At 68.5% G+C, this 16,953-nt stretch carries 18 protein-coding genes, 1 pseudogene and 1 riboswitch; of the genes and pseudogenes, 11 read left to right on the top strand and 8 right to left on the bottom strand.

Annotation, left to right across the window (positions count from 1 at the left end; all coding sequences use genetic code 11):
• Nucleotides 1-18: 18 nt before the first annotated feature.
• A complete protein-coding gene (locus QGN30_RS23275) occupies nt 19-1,044 on the bottom strand; it encodes an AurF N-oxygenase family protein (RefSeq protein WP_026071403.1) in 1,026 nt (341 codons plus the stop codon).
• 247 nt (nt 1,045-1,291) lie between these two features.
• Here QGN30_RS23275 and serC point away from each other — a divergent pair, with 247 nt between their 5' ends.
• Nucleotides 1,292-2,422: a phosphoserine transaminase gene (gene serC / locus QGN30_RS23280; RefSeq protein WP_085978362.1), complete on the top strand. Its 1,131-nt coding sequence runs from the start codon at nt 1,292-1,294 to the stop codon at nt 2,420-2,422.
• Nucleotides 2,423-2,557: 135 nt separating this feature from the next.
• Nucleotides 2,558-3,328 (top strand): septation protein SepH, encoded by a 771-nt coding sequence (gene sepH / locus QGN30_RS23285; protein ID WP_248923512.1) that lies wholly within the window; start codon nt 2,558-2,560, stop codon nt 3,326-3,328.
• Nucleotides 3,329-3,379: 51 nt separating this feature from the next.
• Here the strand turns inward: sepH and QGN30_RS23290 are convergent, their stop codons facing one another.
• Genes QGN30_RS23290 through QGN30_RS23300 form a run of 3 tightly spaced genes read right to left on the bottom strand, consistent with a single transcriptional unit; the run spans nt 3,380 to nt 4,942 of the window.
• On the bottom strand, nt 3,380-3,658 hold the full coding sequence (locus QGN30_RS23290) for a DUF2537 domain-containing protein (protein WP_248923511.1): 279 nt from the start codon (nt 3,656-3,658) through the stop codon (nt 3,380-3,382).
• A 10-nt stretch (nt 3,659-3,668) separates the two neighbouring features.
• Complete coding sequence (locus tag QGN30_RS23295) at nt 3,669-4,514, bottom strand: TrmH family RNA methyltransferase (protein WP_248923510.1); 846 nt, start codon at nt 4,512-4,514, stop codon at nt 3,669-3,671.
• Complete coding sequence (locus QGN30_RS23300) at nt 4,511-4,942, bottom strand: MarR family transcriptional regulator (RefSeq protein WP_008253872.1); 432 nt, start codon at nt 4,940-4,942, stop codon at nt 4,511-4,513. Before QGN30_RS23300 ends, QGN30_RS23295 begins: the two co-directional genes overlap by 4 nt.
• Before the next feature lie 150 nt (nt 4,943-5,092).
• On the opposite strand from QGN30_RS23300, the gene QGN30_RS23305 reads away from it, so the two are divergent.
• Both QGN30_RS23305 and QGN30_RS23310 read left to right on the top strand, forming a co-directional pair.
• Nucleotides 5,093-5,368, top strand: coding sequence for a DUF2530 domain-containing protein (locus QGN30_RS23305; RefSeq protein WP_008253869.1), 276 nt, complete (start codon nt 5,093-5,095; stop codon nt 5,366-5,368).
• A 23-nt stretch (nt 5,369-5,391) separates the two neighbouring features.
• Nucleotides 5,392-5,847 carry an SRPBCC family protein gene (locus tag QGN30_RS23310; protein WP_008253866.1) on the top strand — a complete coding sequence of 152 codons (456 nt, stop codon included), beginning with the start codon at nt 5,392-5,394 and terminating at the stop codon, nt 5,845-5,847.
• A 185-nt stretch (nt 5,848-6,032) separates the two neighbouring features.
• Here the strand turns inward: QGN30_RS23310 and QGN30_RS23315 are convergent.
• Nucleotides 6,033-6,815, bottom strand: a pseudogene (locus QGN30_RS23315) (DUF3027 domain-containing protein); the annotation flags it as partial.
• A gap of 130 nt (nt 6,816-6,945) precedes the next feature.
• Between QGN30_RS23315 and QGN30_RS23320 the strand changes: the two are divergent.
• The 3 genes from QGN30_RS23320 (at nt 6,946) to QGN30_RS23330 (ending at nt 10,221) form a co-directional block, all read left to right on the top strand.
• Nucleotides 6,946-8,595, top strand: a complete 1,650-nt coding sequence (locus QGN30_RS23320; RefSeq protein WP_038535098.1) for an MFS transporter — start codon at nt 6,946-6,948, stop codon at nt 8,593-8,595.
• Between the two features lie 20 nt (nt 8,596-8,615).
• Complete coding sequence (locus tag QGN30_RS23325; protein ID WP_263646175.1) at nt 8,616-9,092, top strand: DUF2771 domain-containing protein; 477 nt, start codon at nt 8,616-8,618, stop codon at nt 9,090-9,092.
• 193 nt (nt 9,093-9,285) lie between these two features.
• Nucleotides 9,286-10,221, top strand: a complete 936-nt coding sequence (locus tag QGN30_RS23330; protein ID WP_042792235.1) for an endonuclease domain-containing protein — start codon at nt 9,286-9,288, stop codon at nt 10,219-10,221.
• Between the two features lie 78 nt (nt 10,222-10,299).
• Here QGN30_RS23330 and QGN30_RS23335 read toward each other — a convergent pair whose 3' ends face one another.
• The 3 genes from QGN30_RS23335 to QGN30_RS23345 all read right to left on the bottom strand — a co-directional run bounded on the left by QGN30_RS23335 (nt 10,300) and on the right by QGN30_RS23345 (nt 13,777).
• Nucleotides 10,300-11,304 carry a glutathione S-transferase family protein gene (locus QGN30_RS23335; protein ID WP_038538419.1) on the bottom strand — a complete coding sequence of 335 codons (1,005 nt, stop codon included), beginning with the start codon at nt 11,302-11,304 and terminating at the stop codon, nt 10,300-10,302.
• A 15-nt stretch (nt 11,305-11,319) separates the two neighbouring features.
• Nucleotides 11,320-13,272, bottom strand: a complete 1,953-nt coding sequence (locus QGN30_RS23340; RefSeq protein ID WP_036458238.1) for an acyl-CoA dehydrogenase family protein — start codon at nt 13,270-13,272, stop codon at nt 11,320-11,322.
• A gap of 97 nt (nt 13,273-13,369) precedes the next feature.
• Nucleotides 13,370-13,777, bottom strand: coding sequence for a cold-shock protein (locus tag QGN30_RS23345; RefSeq protein ID WP_008253852.1), 408 nt, complete (start codon nt 13,775-13,777; stop codon nt 13,370-13,372).
• 165 nt (nt 13,778-13,942) lie between these two features.
• On the opposite strand from QGN30_RS23345, the gene QGN30_RS23350 reads away from it, so the two are divergent.
• The 4 genes from QGN30_RS23350 to QGN30_RS23365 all read left to right on the top strand — a co-directional run bounded on the left by QGN30_RS23350 (nt 13,943) and on the right by QGN30_RS23365 (nt 16,948).
• Nucleotides 13,943-14,350 (top strand): YccF domain-containing protein, encoded by a 408-nt coding sequence (locus QGN30_RS23350; protein ID WP_009957585.1) that lies wholly within the window; start codon nt 13,943-13,945, stop codon nt 14,348-14,350.
• Nucleotides 14,347-15,441 (top strand): GTP 3',8-cyclase MoaA, encoded by a 1,095-nt coding sequence (gene moaA, locus QGN30_RS23355; RefSeq protein ID WP_009957586.1) that lies wholly within the window; start codon nt 14,347-14,349, stop codon nt 15,439-15,441. The genes QGN30_RS23350 and moaA overlap by 4 nt, the downstream gene beginning before the upstream one ends.
• A 4-nt stretch (nt 15,442-15,445) precedes the next feature.
• Nucleotides 15,446-15,724: a MoaD/ThiS family protein gene (locus tag QGN30_RS23360; RefSeq protein ID WP_009957587.1), complete on the top strand. Its 279-nt coding sequence runs from the start codon at nt 15,446-15,448 to the stop codon at nt 15,722-15,724.
• 232 nt (nt 15,725-15,956) lie between these two features.
• Nucleotides 15,957-16,140: riboswitch (cyclic di-AMP (ydaO/yuaA leader) on the top strand.
• 13 nt (nt 16,141-16,153) lie between these two features.
• The gene (locus QGN30_RS23365) at nt 16,154-16,948 is read left to right on the top strand and encodes a transglycosylase family protein (RefSeq protein WP_248923509.1); all 795 of its coding nucleotides are present in this window, start codon (nt 16,154-16,156) and stop codon (nt 16,946-16,948) included.
• Nucleotides 16,949-16,953: the final 5 nt, after the last annotated feature.

Genomic DNA, 16,953 nt, shown 5'->3' on the forward strand with positions numbered 1-16,953 from the left:
ACCTACAGACCGGACTCGTTACGCGGCCGGGACCGAGGCCAGGTGCTGGCGCTGCGGCTCGCTGCGGTAGCGCGACGGCTTGCCGTTGATCTTGCACAACCGCCACATCAGCCGCGCCGAGCGCGTCTCCATCAGGCCGGTGTCATAGGCCAGCATCCGCACGTCGCCGAACATGTCGCTGAGCCACTTACGCGATTCCGGCGAGCGGAAGAACAGTTCCTTCTTGACCTCGCGCGGGATGTCGAACTCCTGCCAGAAAGCCTTGGGCGGCACCACAATCGCGCGGCAGAGCACCTTCATGGTCAGCGGCAGGTACAACGCGGTCCAGAACCGCTGCCTCTTGGTCAATTCCGGCACCCGCTTGCGCAGGAACTCGTGAGCGAACGAGATGTGGCGCGCTTCCTCGGCGACGTGGATCGCCATCACCCGTTCCATGATCGGGTGCAGGGACTTGCCTTCGCGCAGCACATTTTTCTGTGTGTGGTCGATGGGTTCCTCGCCGGCGAGCACGCCGATGAAGAACGCCACCGGCAGCGGCCCCGCCACCAGCGGAACCAACGGCGACAGCCACTTGAGCATCCGCGGCATGCCCGGGACGTCGGCGCCGATCCGGTTCACCATCTCCTGGAACATCATGGTGTGGTTGCACTCTTCGACCGACTCGTGCAGGCAGTACCGGTATTCGGGCGAGCCGTTGGGCACCCAGAACGTGTAGTTCATCAGGCCGCGGATCAGGATGGATTCGAAGTGCAGTCCCACCTTGGCCACGTTGGCCTGCCGCCACATCCCGATCTTGATCTTGCGCTCGTCGGACTGCGCCAAGTACCAGGGATGACGGCCCAGCGGGTCGGTCTCCGGCAGGATCCACCGAGGGTCGTTCTCGGTGACAGCGAATTCCGGTGAGTCCCAATCGATGTCGGTGTACGGGTTGAAGTTGCGCCGCACCGACCCCTCGGACAGTGTGGCAAGCATGTTGACGTAGTCAGCGTCGTCGCGCACTTCCATGTTGCGGCGCCAACGCCGGACCAATCGCGTCCTAGCCATAACCTAGGCCTCCTCAATGAGGTTTACATTTGGACGTGCTATGTCCAGACAGTACCGGAGGTACCGGATATTTCCTAGACCCGTCCGAGGCACTGTGACCTGACCAGTGGTCATCGAATTCGTATGCCCTGGATCACAACGGAGGAAACGTCGGAGGCGCCCCGAGCAGGCGTTTTGCGTTGACGGCCCGGTCCGACGGTCGGCCCGCCGCAACGGCCCGCCAGGGTGGCTCACTACCCTGATGAGCATGGCTGACCAGCTCGCAGATTCCCTTCAAATTCCCGACGCCATCAAGCCCCGCGACGGCCGCTTCGGGTGCGGCCCGTCCAAGGTGCGGCCCGAGCAACTGCAGGCGCTGACCACGACGGCGGCGCCGCTGTTCGGGACCTCGCACCGGCAGGCGCCGGTCAAGAATCTGGTGGGCCGACTGCGGTCGGGGCTCGCTCAGCTGTTCTCGGTGCCGGACGGCTACGAGGTCATTCTGGGCAACGGCGGGGCGACGGCGTTCTGGGACGCCGCGGCGTTCGGCCTGATCGACAAGCGCTCGCTGCACCTGTCCTATGGGGAATTCAGCTCGAAGTTCGCCTCCGCGGTGGCCAAGAACCCCTTCGTCGGCGACCCCGTCGTCATCAAGTCGGATTCGGGCAGCGCCCCCGAACCCCAGAGCGATCCGTCGGTGGACGTGATCGCGTGGGCCCACAACGAGACCTCGACCGGGGTCGCGGTGCCCGTGCGCCGACCCACCGACTCCGGTGACGCGCTGGTCGTCATCGACGCGACGTCCGGGGCCGGCGGCCTGCCCGTCGACATCGCCGAGACCGACGCCTACTACTTTTCGCCGCAGAAGAACTTCGCCAGCGACGGCGGGCTGTGGCTGGCCGTCATGAGCCCCGCCGCGCTGGCCCGCGTCGAGTCCGTCGCCGCTTCGGGCCGCTGGGTGCCCGACTTCCTGTCGCTGCCCATCGCGGTGGAGAACAGCCTGAAGGACCAGACCTACAACACCCCCGCGGTCGGCACCCTGGCGCTGATGGCCGAGCAGGTCGACTGGATGCTGGGCAACGGCGGGCTGGACTGGGCCGTCAAGCGCACGGCGGACTCCTCGGGACGGCTGTACTCGTGGGCACAGGAGCGGCCCTACACCACCCCGTTCGTCAGCGACCCGAAGCTGCGCTCGCAGGTGGTGGGCACCATCGACTTCGCCGACGACGTCGACGCCGCGGCCGTGGCGAAGGTCCTGCGGGCAAACGGCATCGTCGACACCGAGCCCTACCGCAAGCTCGGCCGCAACCAGCTGCGGGTCGGGATGTTCCCGGCCGTGGATCCCGACGACGTCAGCGCCCTCACCGAGTGCGTCGACTGGGTCGTTGAGCGGCTCTAGTCGCGCGCCCTTGAACAGCCGGTAATCGGCGCGCCGCCGCCCAGCGTGTCAGCACAGATGATGGGCGGTTGCTGGACTAAAGTGCGCCGTGACGGGTCCGTCGCTGATCTGCACGGAGCCTGCGAGGAGATAGCCATGCGGGAACTCAAAGTGGTTGGGCTCGATGCCGACAGCAAATATGTCATCTGCGAGAGCGATGATCCCGCGGAGCAGTTCAAGCTGGCGGCCGACGACCGCCTGCGGGCCGTTCTGCGCGACGCGGCCCAGCACCCCGAGCAGCCGCAGCTCGAGATCGAAGTCACCAACATGCTCAGCCCCAAAGAAATTCAGGCCAAGATCCGCGCCGGCGCGTCCGTCGAGCAGGTCGCCGCGGCGTCGGGGTCGGACGTGTCGCGGATCCGCCGCTTTGCCCACCCGGTGCTGTTGGAACGGTTCCGGGCCGCGGAGCTGGCAACCGCCGCCCATCCCATGCTGGCCGACGGTCCCGCCGTGCTGACCCTGCTGGAGACCGTCAGCACCGCCTTGGTGACGCGCGGCCTCGATCACGACAAACTCAGCTGGGACGCCTGGCGCAACGAAGACAACCGGTGGACGGTGCAGCTCGCGTGGAAGGTCGGCCGTTCGGACAACCTCGCGCATTTCTGCTTCACGCCCGGCGCCCACGGCGGGACCGTCACCGCCATCGACGACGCGGCCAGCGCGTTGATCGACCCGACCTTCGAGCGTCCGCTGCGGCCGGTGGCGCGGGTGGCCCACGTCGACTTCGAAGAGCCCGCGAAGCCGCACGTCACGCAGGAGCCGGCCCCGGAGCCGGAAGAAAAACCCGTGCACACCCGCCGGGGCAAGCCGGTCATCCCGGCGTGGGAGGACGTGCTGCTCGGCGTGCGCTCGGGAGGGCAGCGCTAGCCCGCTAGGCGCGACCCGCTTCGCCCGGCTGCGCCGCGCTCGCGATCACCACTAGGCGCGGCCCGCGGCCGCCAGGGCGAGAAGCGCGACCCACGCTCCCGTCACGCCGACTCCGGCGCCGAGCACGAACCAGCGCAGGACCGGGGTGCGCCGCCACCCCCACAGGGTCGGCGTCAGTCCCCCCGCGGCCACGATGTTGAGCCCGACGGCCAGCAGCAGGTGCACGCGAACCAAGCCCAGAGTGAGCACGACGATCGCTGCGGCGGTGACCGCCGCGACGAACGCGGCCACCGTCAAACCCGTTGCCCAGGGCACGGACTCGTCCTTCATCAGCCGAAGCCTAGCCTGACCGTTCATCGCCGCCTTTCGTCACCGAGCGCTCGTAGAACGCCAGCGCAGCCGCGGTTGCGACGTTGAGCGAGTCGGTGCCGCGCGACATCGGAACGCGCACCCGCACATCGCTGCACCGCAAGGTGGCCGGCGTCAGCCCGGGACCCTCGGCGCCCACCAGCACCGCGACGCGTTCGCCCCGCGCGGCCGTCATCGCCTCGGCCAGCGGGCACGCCGACTCGTGCGGGGTCATAGCCAGCAGCCGAAACCCGTTCTCCTTCAACGTCATCAGCTCGGCCGGCCAACAGGTTGCGCGCGCATACGGCACCAGCAGTGCGTGTCCCATCGACACCCGGACGGCGCGGCGGTACAACGGGTCGGCGCACCCACTGCCGAATACCACGGCGTCGACGCCGAGCCCGGCCGCGTTGCGGAAAATCGAGCCCAGGTTCTCGTGATCGTTGACCCCTTCGAGCACGGCGACGGTGCGAGCGCCGGCGATCACCTCGGCCACGCTGGGCTCCCCCACCCGCCGGGCGGCCGCCAGCACGCCGCGATTGAGGTGGAAGCCGACCACGCGCGCCATGACGTCGGCGGACGTCCGGTAGAAGGGGACGGTGCTGCCGGCGAGGTCGTCTTTGAGCTCGGTGAGCCGGCGGTCGGTGCCGAGCAGGGCATGCGGGTGGAACCGGGACGCGAGCATGCGCTGAACCACCAGCACGCCTTCGGCGATCACCAGCCCCTTGCCCGACGGCAGGTCGGGACGGCGATCGACACTGTTCAGGTCCCGGAAGTCGTCGAGCCTCGGGTCATCGGGATCCTCGACGTCCTGGACGTTGCCGGCATCGGCGCTCACGGGCTTTCGTCGACCAGCGCCAACATCAAATCGGCGGCGCTGCGCAGGATGTCGCGCTGCTCGGTGTCCAACGTCGACAGCCGCTTGGCCAGCCATTCCTGGCGGGCGCGACGGTTGGCCTTGACCAACTCGGCCCCGGATTCGGACACCGAGACGAGCACCTGCCGGCCGTCGACGGGATGCGGCACGCGGTCCACCAAACCCATCTCGGCCAGCGACGCGATCACCCGCGTCATCGACGGCGGCCGAACCCGTTCGCGAATCGCCAGGGCGCCCGGCGTCATCGGACCTTCGTTGGCCAGCATCGCCAGCGCCGACAGCTGCGACAGTGACACCGGCGACGACGGGTTGCGGAACCGCAGCTGGCGGGCCAGCCGCATGACAGCCAGTGACAGGTCGCTGGCGAGCCGCGCATCGCTGTCAGGCATGGCGCGAGGTTACACGCAAGCCTGAGAAACCGGGACACCAACCGGCTCTTGATTCGTTCCGCCAAATGCCGCGGAATTTCATCGAAGCGCTTAGTTTCGGCAAGTAGGTGAGCGCCCGGCGGGGACCGGCGGCGGGCTATGTTATTCGCGATGTCCGCCGAACCTGATCACCACCGCGCACCGCCGCCGCTGCCGGCGGTACTGGTGCACGCGTGGGCGTTCATCGCGCTCGGGGCGCTGGGTTGGGTCGCCGCGGCGGCCGCGGCGTTCCTGGTGCCCGCCCTGACGAGCTGGCGCCCGGTGACGCTGGCCGGTCTGGGCGTGGGGCTGCTCGGTACGACCATTTTCCTGCTCCAACTCGCGGCGGCACGCCGCGGCGCCCGCGGCGCCCAGGCCGGACTCGAAAACTACCTCGACGAAAAATGATTCGCTGACCCATTGGAGGAGCGATGGTAGCCCCGCTATTGCAAGCGCACGTCGACATCAACGCACCGGTTGCCAAAGTGTGGGAATTGATTTCCGACCTTCGGCGAATGCCGGAGTGGAGTCCGCAGTGCCGCTGGATGAAGCCGTTCGGCCCGCTGCGTCAGGGCACGCGCACCCTGAACCTCAACCGCCGCAACCGGATGTTCTGGCCGACCACCTGCACGGTGGTCGAGATCGTCCCGGACCGCAAACTCGCGTTCCGCGTCGACACCAACAACACAATCTGGAGCTATGAGCTCGAACCGGCCGGCGAGGGCACCCGGGTGATCGAGAGCCGCCACGCCGAAAACGGTGTCACCGCGTTTTCGAACCTGTCGGTCAAAGCGCTCTTCGGCGGCACCGACAACTTCGAACACGAATTGCTCGACGGCATGAACGCCTCGCTGGCGCGCATCAAGGCCGCCGCAGAAAAGGGCTAGTCCAGCGACTCGCTCTGGGGCTCGGGTGCGGACTGCTGCTCGGATTCGGCAGTCTCGGTCTCGGACTGCGCCTCCGGCGCTCGGATCACCGACTCCGGCTGGGCTTCCGACGTCTCCTGCGTCGGCTCGGCCGCCTCCTCCGTGGTCTCGGTCGTCTCTTCCGTCGGCTCGGACGGCGCGGTCGGCTCGACCGGCGCCTGGGTGACGTCCAGCAGGCCATCGTCGTAGGGCTCGTACGCGGGGGACCCGGTGCCCGCGGGCGCCGGGGTGTCCGAGTGCGCACCGCAGCCATACTGCTTGTCGACGATGTGCCCGTCGGCCGACAGCTCGTTGCCGCACACGCCGAACATCGCGCCGAGGGATCCCGATAGCGGCAGGAAGAAGCCGCAGTCGCGGCAAACGCGCTTGGTGGATCGTGCCATCGGCGAGTCGGGGCCGTAATCGCCGGTGTGCCAGCGTTCGGCCGCTGCCGCGCGGCCCTCGCCGCTCATCACCCAGCGACGGCCCAGCCCGATCTCGGCGGCGGTCTCGTCGACCTGCGGGTCGCCGCTGGCGGTGTAGCCGGGAACCAGGCGGGGATCGTCGGCGGCGGGCGCCAACAAATCCCCGGGACTGAGGTCCCCGGGGCGCACCCGGTGTTCCCACGGCACCCATTCCGGCGCCAGCAAAGCCGTCGGCCCCGGGACCAGCACCACCTCGCTGACGGTGGCGTGATCGGCGCCGGGATAGGCGGCCACGACCACGGCCCACTGCCACCCCTGGTAGCCGGGTAGGTGCGCCAGGAACCGGTGGGTGGCGGTGTTGGGGTCTTCGTAGCCGACGCCCAGGTAGTCGCCGACCATCTCCGGTCCGCTGAACTCCGCAACAGCCGCCCTGGCCTGGTCGGCCGCGCCCGTGAGCACCGCCGCCAGCCCTTCGGGCCACTCGTCCACGGTCGCCACGGAGGATCCTTCGGTGGGTCTGGTCACGTTGTCTTCTGTCTGCATTGCGGTTCCAATACTAGGTTGACGAGCCACGCCCCGTTACCTGCAGACGCATGTCGCCGGCATAGGGGAGAATCGGGGAGTGTCTGGGCGGCGGCAACACGATCCGGGCCGGGTGGCCTCCAAGCCAGGCCGCCGGGCCCCTAATGGCGTGGCCGCACAACATCCGGGCGCGGCCAACTACCCCGCCGGCGACGGTGCGCAGCGCCGAACGCGCCGCCCGCCGCCGATGCCGAGCGCCAACCGCTATCTGCCCCCGCTGGGCCAGCAGACGGAGCCGGACCGTGGCAGCAGCGCGCCCCCTCGCGGGCCGTCTTCGGGCGAGCGGATCACCGTCACCCGCGCCGCGGCGCTGCGCAGCCGCGAGATGGGTTCGCGGATGTATTGGATGGTGCAGCGCGCGGCGACGGCCGACGGCGCCGACAAGTCCGGCCTGACGGCGCTGACGTGGCCCACGGTGGCCAACTTCGCAGTCGACGCCGCGATGGCCGTCGCGCTGGCCAACACGTTGTTCTTCGCCGCGGCGACCGGGGAGAGCAAGGGCCGCGTCGCGCTGTATCTGCTGATCACCATCGCGCCGTTCGCGGTGATCGCGCCCCTCATCGGTCCGGCGCTGGACCGGCTGCAGCACGGCCGCCGCGTCGCGCTCGCCGCGTCGTTTGCCCTGCGCACGGCGTTGGCGCTGGTGCTGATCCTGAACTACGACGGCGCCAGCGGGAGCTACCCGTCGATGGTGCTGTACCCGTGCGCGCTGGCCATGATGGTGTTCTCGAAGTCGTTCAGCGTGCTGCGCAGCGCGGTGACGCCCAGGGTGATGCCGCCGACCATCGACCTGGTGCGGGTCAACTCGCGGCTGACCATGTTCGGTCTACTGGGCGGCACCATCGCCGGGGGCGCCATCGCCGGGGGCGTCGAATTCGTCTGCACCCACCTGTTCAAGCTGCCCGGCGCATTGTTCGTCGTCGTGGCCGTCACCGTCGCCGGGGCGTCGCTGTCCATGCGGATTCCGCGCTGGGTCGAGGTGACCGCCGGGGAGGTGCCCGCCACCTTGAGCTACCGCCACGACAGCGAACCCCTGCGCCGAAGCTGGCACCGGGAGGTCAGCGGGGCACTTCGGCAACCGTTGGGCCGCAACATCATTACTTCGCTGTGGGGTAACTGCACCATCAAGGTCATGGTGGGGTTTCTGTTCTTGTATCCGGCATTCGTCGCCAAGGCGCATGACGCTAGCGGGTGGGCGCAGGTCGCCATACTCGGGGTGATCGGCGCAGCGGCCGGCATCGGCAACTTCGTCGGCAACTTCACCAGCGCGCGCCTGAAACTGGGCCGGCCCGCCGTGCTGGTGGTGCGCTGCACGCTGGCGGTGAGCGCGGTCGCATTGGCGGCCTCGGTGGCCGGCAACCTGATGCTGGCCGCGATCGCCACGCTGGTGACGTCGGGGGCCAGCGCGATCGCAAAGGCGTCCCTGGACGCCTCGTTGCAGAACGATCTGCCCGAGGAATCCCGGGCATCGGGGTTCGGGCGCTCGGAGTCGACGCTGCAGTTGGCCTGGGTCCTCGGCGGCGCCGTGGGTGTGTTGGTGTACACCGAACTGTGGGTCGGTTTCACCGCGGTCACTGCGCTGCTCATCCTGGGCCTGGCGCAGACGCTCGTCAGCTTCCGCGGCAACTCGCTGATTCCCGGCCTGGGAGGTAATAGGCCCATCATGGTCGAGCAGGAGGGCGCGCGTCGCCGTGTCGGCAGCCCGGCGGTGGTCGCCGAGTGAAACCCCGAATCAACCGCGGCATGTCCGTGTTGCTGGCCTGCCTGATGGCCCTGCTTTGTGTGGGCGTCGGGGTCGGCACCTGGCTGCTGGTGGGCCGCTCCGGTCCGCAACGCCCGGAGATCAGTGCGTACTCACATGGACACCTGACCCGGGTGGGGCCCTACCTCTATTGCAACGTGCTCAACCTCGAAGACTGTGCGACGCCGCAGGCCCAGGGCGAGCTACAGGTCAGCGAGCGGTATCCGATTCAGCTCTCGGTGCCCGATGCCATCTATCGGGCGCCGTGGCGCCTTGTGCAGGTGTATGAGGATCCAACGAACAGCACCAGCACCATCTTTCGGCCGGGCACCCGACTCGCCGTGACCATTCCGCCGGTGGACCCGCATCGCGGTCGCCTCGCCGGGATCGTCGTGCAGTTACTGACTTTGGCGGTGGACCCGGCCGGCGAACTCCGCGATGTCCCGCACGCGGAATGGTCTGTGCGGCTCGTCTTCTAGGTCTTTTCCGTCGAACGTTCGCCGCCCTCCGCGCCCACGTTCGACACCCTCCGCGCCCAGCGTCGTTACCCTCCGCGCCCAGCGTCGCCACCCTCCGCGCCCAGCGTCGACTTGTTGCGACGACACGCCGCGAAGTCCCGCCACAACCCCACGTTCGACCAGACGTGTCGGTGCCGACCGGCACCGTGTCCCCATGGAAATCCCGGACTGGCCATTTCGAGGCACCGACGCACTGGCCGCTGGAGTCATTACTCGGCACCGATTGCGAACCGAATTCGAGATGGTTCATCGCAACGTCTACATCCGCCGTGGACAACTGTTGACGCCGGTGACCCGAGCGGTCGCCGCCTGGCTGTGGTCTGGAAGGACCGCAACGCTGGCGGGGCTATCCGCGGCGGCGCTACACCGCACCAAGTGGATCGACGACTGGCTGCCGGCCGAGCTCAACCGTGCCGGCCGCGACAAAGCACGGGGCATCATCGTGCACAGCGACACCTTGGACGACGACGAAATATGCACGCGCGACGGGATGCGCCTGACCACGCCGGCGCGCACGGCGTTCGACCTTGGTAGGCGAAAGGGCTTGACCACAGCGGTGATTCGGCTCGATGCCCTCATGCATGCAACCGACTTGAAGTCAGCCGACGTCGAACTGCTGGCCCACCGCCATCGTGGCGCCCGCGGCCTGGTGCAGTTGCGAACTGCCCTGACCATGGTCGACGGGGGCGCTGAATCGCCGTACGAGACGAGGACCCGGTTACTACTCGCAGGCAGCGGATTGCCGCGGCCACAAACCCAGATCGAAGTGCTCAACGAATGGGGCGCGGTGCTGGCGCGCATCGATATGGGCTGGGAGGAATGGAAGGCCGGTGTGGAATTCGACGGCGCGCATCACTGGACCGACCCGGCGCAGCGGGCCCGAGACATCGATCGCCTGGCAGAACTCGAAGCCCAGGGCTGGTCAATCATCCGGGTGAGCGCCGAGATGCTGCGGTACCGGCCGTACGTCGTCGTGGAGCGCGCCCGCGGCGCTTTGGTCGCGGCGGGTTGCCCGGTCTCAGCCGCCGAGCGTGGACTTGTTGGGCCAAAACGCCGTGATTTCCCGCCACAACTCCACGTTCGGCGGTAGGGGTGGGCCACGCTCGGCGGAGGGGGTGCTCCACGCTCGGCGGTAGGGGGTGGGCCACGCTCGGCGGTAGGGGGTGGATCACGCCCCGTGGCCGGGCGGTACCCGTTCGCCTTCGACGGGCGGACCCGGGGGCGTCCCCTCCCCGAAGGGCTTGCCGCCCAAGCTCTCTCGCCCGTGCGGCGATAGCCACCCGGACAGGTCGGGACCCTTGGGCACGATGCGGGTGGGGTTGATATCGGCGTGGACTATGTAGTAGTGCTGCTTGATCTGGACGAAGTCGACGGTGTCCCCGAAGCCTGGCGTCTGGAACAGGTCGCGCGCGTAGGCCCACAGCACCGGCATCTCGCTCAATTTGCTGCGATTGCACTTGAAATGCCCGTGATACACCGGGTCGAAGCGGGCCAACGTGGTGAACAACCGCACGTCGGCCTCGGTGATGGTGTCGCCCACCAGATAGCGCTGGCGACCCAGCCGATCGCTCACCCAGTCCAGCGCGGCGAACAGCCGGTCGTAGGCGGACTCGTAGGCCTCCTGCGAGCCGGCGAAGCCGCACCGGTATACGCCGTTGTTGATTTCGGTGTAGACCCGCTTGTTGACCTCGTCGATCTCCGCGCGCAGCCGTTCCGGGTAGAGCTCGGGAGCGCCGTCGCGATGATAGGCCGACCACTCCGTCGACAGGTCCAACGTCATCTGCGCGAAGTCGTTGGTGACCACCGCCCCACTCGGCACATCGACGATCGCGGGAACCGTGATGCCCTTGGGGTAATCGGGGAACCGCTTGAAGTAGGCGTCCTGCAGCCGCGGGATCTTCAAGACCGGGTCCACACCACCGGGATCGAGATCGAACGTCCAACTGCGCTCGTCGTGCGTCGGGCCGCAAAAGCCAATGGAGAGAACGCCTTCGAGGCCCAACAACCGGCGGACGATGATGGCGCGGTTGGCCCACGGGCACGCGCGCGCCACGACGAGCCGGTACCGATCGGGCTCGACCGGGTAGCCGTCACGGCCATCGGCGGTGATGCGGGTGGTGATGTAGTCGGTGTCGCGATTGAACTCGCCTTCTTGGGCGATGTAGGAAGCCATGTGTTCCATCGTGGCTCAACGCGGACTCGTTGCCGAACGGTCGCCGGATGAGAACCGCCGGGCCAGATTGGCCTCGGTCGACTCACCCTCTTCCCAGTGGGCGATCCACGGCCCGGTGCCCTCGGACTGATCGATGATCCCGGCCTCGAGCCAGCCGTACCGGCCCTGCAGCAGGTTGCGCGTCAGCTGCACATCGCTTGCGTCGGTGTTGTCCCACAACCCGCGAAACAGCGCCTCCACCCGCAGGGTCGCCTGGGCGCAGAACGCCTCGGCCAGCTCGTAGGCCTGCTGCCCCACCACCGGATCGGCGGCGCGTTGCGACTCCGCGTGCACGCACGCCGCGGACATCGCGAACAGCTCGGCACCGATGTCGACGACGCGCCCGAGGAACCCCTGCCGCTGCTCCAGCTTGGCCTGCCAGCGCGCCATGCCATAGAAGGTGTTTCGTGCGAGCTTGCGGCTGGAGCGTTCGATGAACCGCAGGTGCGCCGCCAGCGGACCGAACTCGTGGTAGGCCCGCGGCCGCTGTCCTTCACCGAACACCAGCTGCGGCAACCACTTTGCATAGAATCCGCTCGCACCGACCGCCGCGGCGGCCTTCTGCCGCAACCCCGTGTCGGGCTTGGCGAGGTCGCCGGCCGCGGCAAGGTGCGCGTCGACCGCCTCGCGCGCGATGAGCAACCTCATGATCTCGCTGGACCCCTCGAAGATGCGGTTGATCCGCAGGTCCCGCAACGCCTGCTCGACGGGCACGGCGCGTTCGCCGCGTGCGGCCAGAGACTCCGCGGTCTCGTAGCCCCGCCCGCCCCGGATCTGCATGACCTCGTCGGCGATCACGCAGGCCATCTCGCTGGACCACAGCTTGGCCAGCGCCGCCTCGATCCGGATGTCGTTGCGCCCTTCGTCGGCCATCTGCGCGGACAGCTCGAGCACGGCGTCGAGCGCATAGACGGTCGCGGCGATGAACGAGAGCTTGCGGGCCACCGCTTCGTGCTCGGCCAGCGGCTTGCCCCACTGCACACGCTCGCCGGACCATTCGCGCGCGATCTTCAACGCCCACTTCGACGAGCCCGTCGCGCTCGCGGGGATCGACAACCGTCCGGCGTTGAGCGTGGTCAACGCGATCTTCAAACCGTCTCCCTCGGAGCCGATCAGGTTTTCGCGCGGGACCCGAACGCGGTGCAGCCGGGTCACGCCGTTTTCGATGCCGCGCAGGCCCATGAATTTGTTGCGCCGCTCCACGGTGATTCCGGGCGAATCGGCCTCGACGACGAAGGCGCTGATGCCGCCGCGGCGCCCTTCGCTCTTCGGCACCCGCGCCATGATCACCAGCAGTTCGGCGACCACGCCGTTGGTAGTCCACAGCTTCACGCCGTCGAGCTCGTAGGCCTGCCCGTCGTCGATGGGGGTCGCCGTCGACGCCAATCGGGCGGGATCGGAGCCGACGTCGGGTTCGGTCAGCAAAAACGCCGATATGGCGCCGGCGGCACAGCGCGGCAAAAACTTCTTTTTCTGCTCGGGGGTCCCGGCGAGTTTGAGCGGCTCGGGCACCCCGATGGATTGATGGGCCGACAGCAGTGCGCCCAGACTGGGATGAACGCTCGTCACCATCATCAGCGCCCGGTTGTAGGCGACCTGCGACATCCCCAGGCCGCCGTATTCGGTGGGAATCTTCATCCCGAAGCAGCCCAGGTCGGCCAAACCCTTCACGTACTCGTCGGGAATTTGGGCGTCGCGTTCGATGACGCTGCCATCGACGGTCTCCAGGAATTCGCGCACGCTGTCGAGAAACGCGCGGGTGCGGGTCTCGTCGGCTTCCGCGGGAGTGGGGAACGGGTGTATCAGCTCCAGCGGAAAACGACCGAGAAATAGTTCTTTCGCGAAGGACGGTTTATTCCAACCTGTTTCGCGAGACTCCTCGGCGAGCGCTCTCGCCTGTTCCTCGGTGACCTGCGCTTGCTGTGCCATCGCAGCCTCCTTGCTAGACGACCGTCATGGGGTGTGGAGTACCCCATCTGCGGCTCGCCACCGAGCCGTCGCCTGCGAATTGGCTGCGTTGCGCGCGTTAGGCGTCGAGCTCCCGCGCCACGGCCTTGACGACCTCGGACACCCGGCGCGCGGTCTTGCGGTCCGGGTAGCGACCCTTGCGCAGCTCGGGCTGCACGGTGCTCTCCAGCAGCGTGATCATGTCCTCGACCATGCCGTGCAGTTCGTCGGGGTTGTGCTTGTGTTCGGCGGGCGCGTCGCGCCGCGCCTTGGTCAGGCTGGGCGGCGGCTCAATCAGCTTGAGGCTCAACGCCTGCGGTCCGCGCCGTCCCGAAGCGATACCGAATTCCACCCGCTGGCCCGCCTTGAGCCCCTCGACCCCAGCGGGCAGCGCCGACGAGCGGACGTAGACGTCTTCGCCGTCCTCTTGCGACAGGAAGCCGAAGCCCTTGTCAGCGTCGTACCACTTAACCTTGCCGGTCGGCACTGGTCTCACCTGCTTGTCTTACGGATCAATAGAAATAGGCAACACAATAAGCGTCCCGCCTGCGCAGGACGCCGTATTAAGAGTCTGATCCTACTCGGATGCGGCCCTAACGAGCACCCCCGTTATTGGTCACTCGGTACGCTTGGTATTACCCGCGGAGGTGATATGCGCCTGATCCTGAACATCATCTGGCTTCTGTTCGGCGGCCTATGGATGGCCGCCGGATACCTCGTCGCGGCGCTCGTCAGCTTTCTGCTGATCATCACCATCCCGTTCGGCTTCGCGTCGCTGCGCATCGCCTCGTACGCGCTGTGGCCGTTCGGCCGCACGATCGTCGACAAGCCGACCTCGGGGTCGGGCGCCTTGATCGGAAACATCATCTGGGTGGTGCTGTTCGGGCTCTGGCTCGCGATCGGTCATCTGGTCAGTGCGGTGACGATGGCGCTGACGATCGTCGGCATTCCGCTGGCGCTGGCCAATCTCAAACTGATTCCGGTGTCGCTGATGCCGCTGGGCAAGGAGATCGTTCCCGTCGACTCGCCGGTTCATTACGCGCCGCCGGTGGCCGCATGACCCTGACGGCGTTGGGTTTCCCGACGGTGCGGAGCCGCCCTGACGGCCCGGCCGGCGGGCGTGCCGTTGCCGGGACGGCGCCGTCCGCGGGCCCATTGGTGGACACCTACGGGCGGGTCGCCACGGATCTGCGGATCTCGCTGACCGATCGCTGCAACCTGCGCTGCACCTACTGCATGCCCGCCGAGGGCTTGGACTGGTTGCCGGGCGAGCAGCTGCTGACTGCCGGCGAACTGGCCAGGCTGATGGACATCGCGGTCACCCGGCTGGGGGTCACCAACGTCCGGTTCACCGGCGGTGAGCCGTTGCTGGCGCGCCACCTCGAAGAGGTGATCGCCGCGGCGGCCGGGCTAAGGCCCCGCCCCGAGATCTCCCTGACGACCAACGGCGTTGGGCTGGCACGGCGGGCCGCCGGGCTCGCCCGGGCGGGCCTGGACCGCGTCAACGTCTCGCTGGACAGCGTGGATCGGCAGCATTTCGCGGCCATCACCCGCCGTGATCGGCTCGACGACGTGCTGGCCGGGCTGGCCGCCGCCCACGAGGCCGGCCTGGCGCCGGTGAAGGTGAACGCCGTGCTCGACCCCGCGACGGGACGCGAGGACGTGGTGGACCTGTTGCGGTTCTGCCTCGAGCACGGCTACCAGTTGCGTGTCATCGAGCAGATGCCGCTCGACGCCGGGCACCAATGGCGGCGCGACGCGGCGTTGAGCGCCGAGGACGTGCTGGCCGCGCTGCGCCCGCATTTCCGGCTGCGACCGGACCCGGCGCCGCGGGGATCCGCTCCCGCCGAGCTGTGGCTGGTCGACGAGGGCCCCGGCACGCCGGCCGGCAAGGTGGGTGTCATCGCGTCGGTCTCGCACGCGTTTTGCTCGACGTGTGACCGCACCCGGTTGACGGCCGACGGCCAGATCCGCAGCTGCCTGTTCGCCAAGGAAGAGACGGACCTTCGGGCGCTGCTGCGCAACGGCGCACCCGACGAGGCGATCGAGGCGGCGTGGCGCACCGCGATGTGGGGCAAGCCCGCCGGCCACGGCATCAACGACCCGAACTTCATCCAGCCCGACCGCCCGATGAGCGCGATCGGTGGCTAGCCCCATGGGGCAGTCCCCCGCCCAGGAGACCGGCATCGGAGTGACGGTGCGCTACTTCGCGGCCGCCCAGGCGGCCGCGGGCGTGGAAGCCGAGACGCTGGTGGTGCGCCCCGGCACCACGGTCGGCGAGCTGGTCGAGCGGCTGGCCGCGCGCGGATCACGCCTTGCCACCGTCTTGAGCCGATGCTCGTACCTGTGCGACGGGGTTGCCGTGCGCGACGAGACCACCGCGTTGCGATCCGGTGACACGATCGATGTCTTGCCGCCGTTTTCCGGCGGCTGAAACTGTGAAACATCTCACATAACGGAACGATAACGGCGCGGTCACGCTCCAATCTCGAGTGTAATGACCTGCGCAAACACCGTGTGTTGCTGCGGTTTTCGCGGATGACCGAGAGCGAAACGCCAGGTTTCGCGACACGTGACGAGACCAACAGAAACCGTTACGGTCTCCGAAGGCTCGCCAGCCATCCCGATTGGCGGACCTCCCCTCCCTATCGCGCCGAGCTCCATCCAATAGGCGGGGGCCACCAACTCATGGATGGAGACGGGGGACCCACCGGTCCACCGTGATCGGACTGGGGCCGTTCGCGGCCCCTAGGGGTGAAGCCGGCGTCGTCCTCGACGGCCGCGCCGGCCGGGTGGCCTCTCCAACCCGAACCCGACAGCTGACCTCGCAGGCGCGTGACGAGAGAGGAATACATCGGCGCGCATGAGCGGACGTCACCGTAAGCCCACCGCATCCAGTGTCAACGTCGCCAAGATCGCCTTTACCGGCGCAGTGCTCGGTGGCGGCAGCATCGCCCTAGCCGGCCAGGCGGCCGCCGCCACCGACGGCGAATGGGACCAGGTAGCCCGTTGCGAGTCCGGCGGCAACTGGGCCATCAATACCGGCAACGGCTACCACGGCGGGGTGCAATTCAGCGCCAGCACGTGGTCCTCGCACGGTGGCGGCCAATACGCCCCGTCGGCCGAGCTTGCGACCAAGGAACAGCAGATCGCCGTCGCCGAGCGGGTGCTGGCGACCCAGGGCCGCGGCGCGTGGCCCGTCTGCGGCGGCCCGCTGTCGGGTCCCAGCCCGCGCGAGGTGCCCGCCCCGGCCGGCCTGGACGCCCCGCTGGATGCGCCCGGCGTCAACGGCGCCCCGGCGCCCGACGCTCCGCCGCAGGACGCCCCGCCGCCCGCTCCAGTACAGCTGGCCTCCTTCGACCGTCCGGCACCGCCGGAGGCTCCGCCCGCAGACCTGCCGGCGCCCCCTGAGGAGCTGCCGCCCGCTCCCCCCGCGGACGCCGCTCCCCCGGCCGATCTGCCCCCCGCCCCGCCCGCCGACGCGATGCCGCCCGTACCCGTAGCGGACGCGGACTTCCACGGTTTCGTCCCGGTCGGCATGCCGGAGCTCGCCTCCGACGCCAGCTACACCCAGCAGCTGTGGGAAGCGATTCGGGCACAGGATGTTCAGGGGAACGACGCGCTGGACGCCCTGGCGCAGCCGTCGCCCAACGCCTGAGGCTC

The organism is Mycobacterium sp. 3-98 (assembly GCF_035918355.1).
Lineage (GTDB): Bacteria > Actinomycetota > Actinomycetes > Mycobacteriales > Mycobacteriaceae > Mycobacterium > Mycobacterium intracellulare.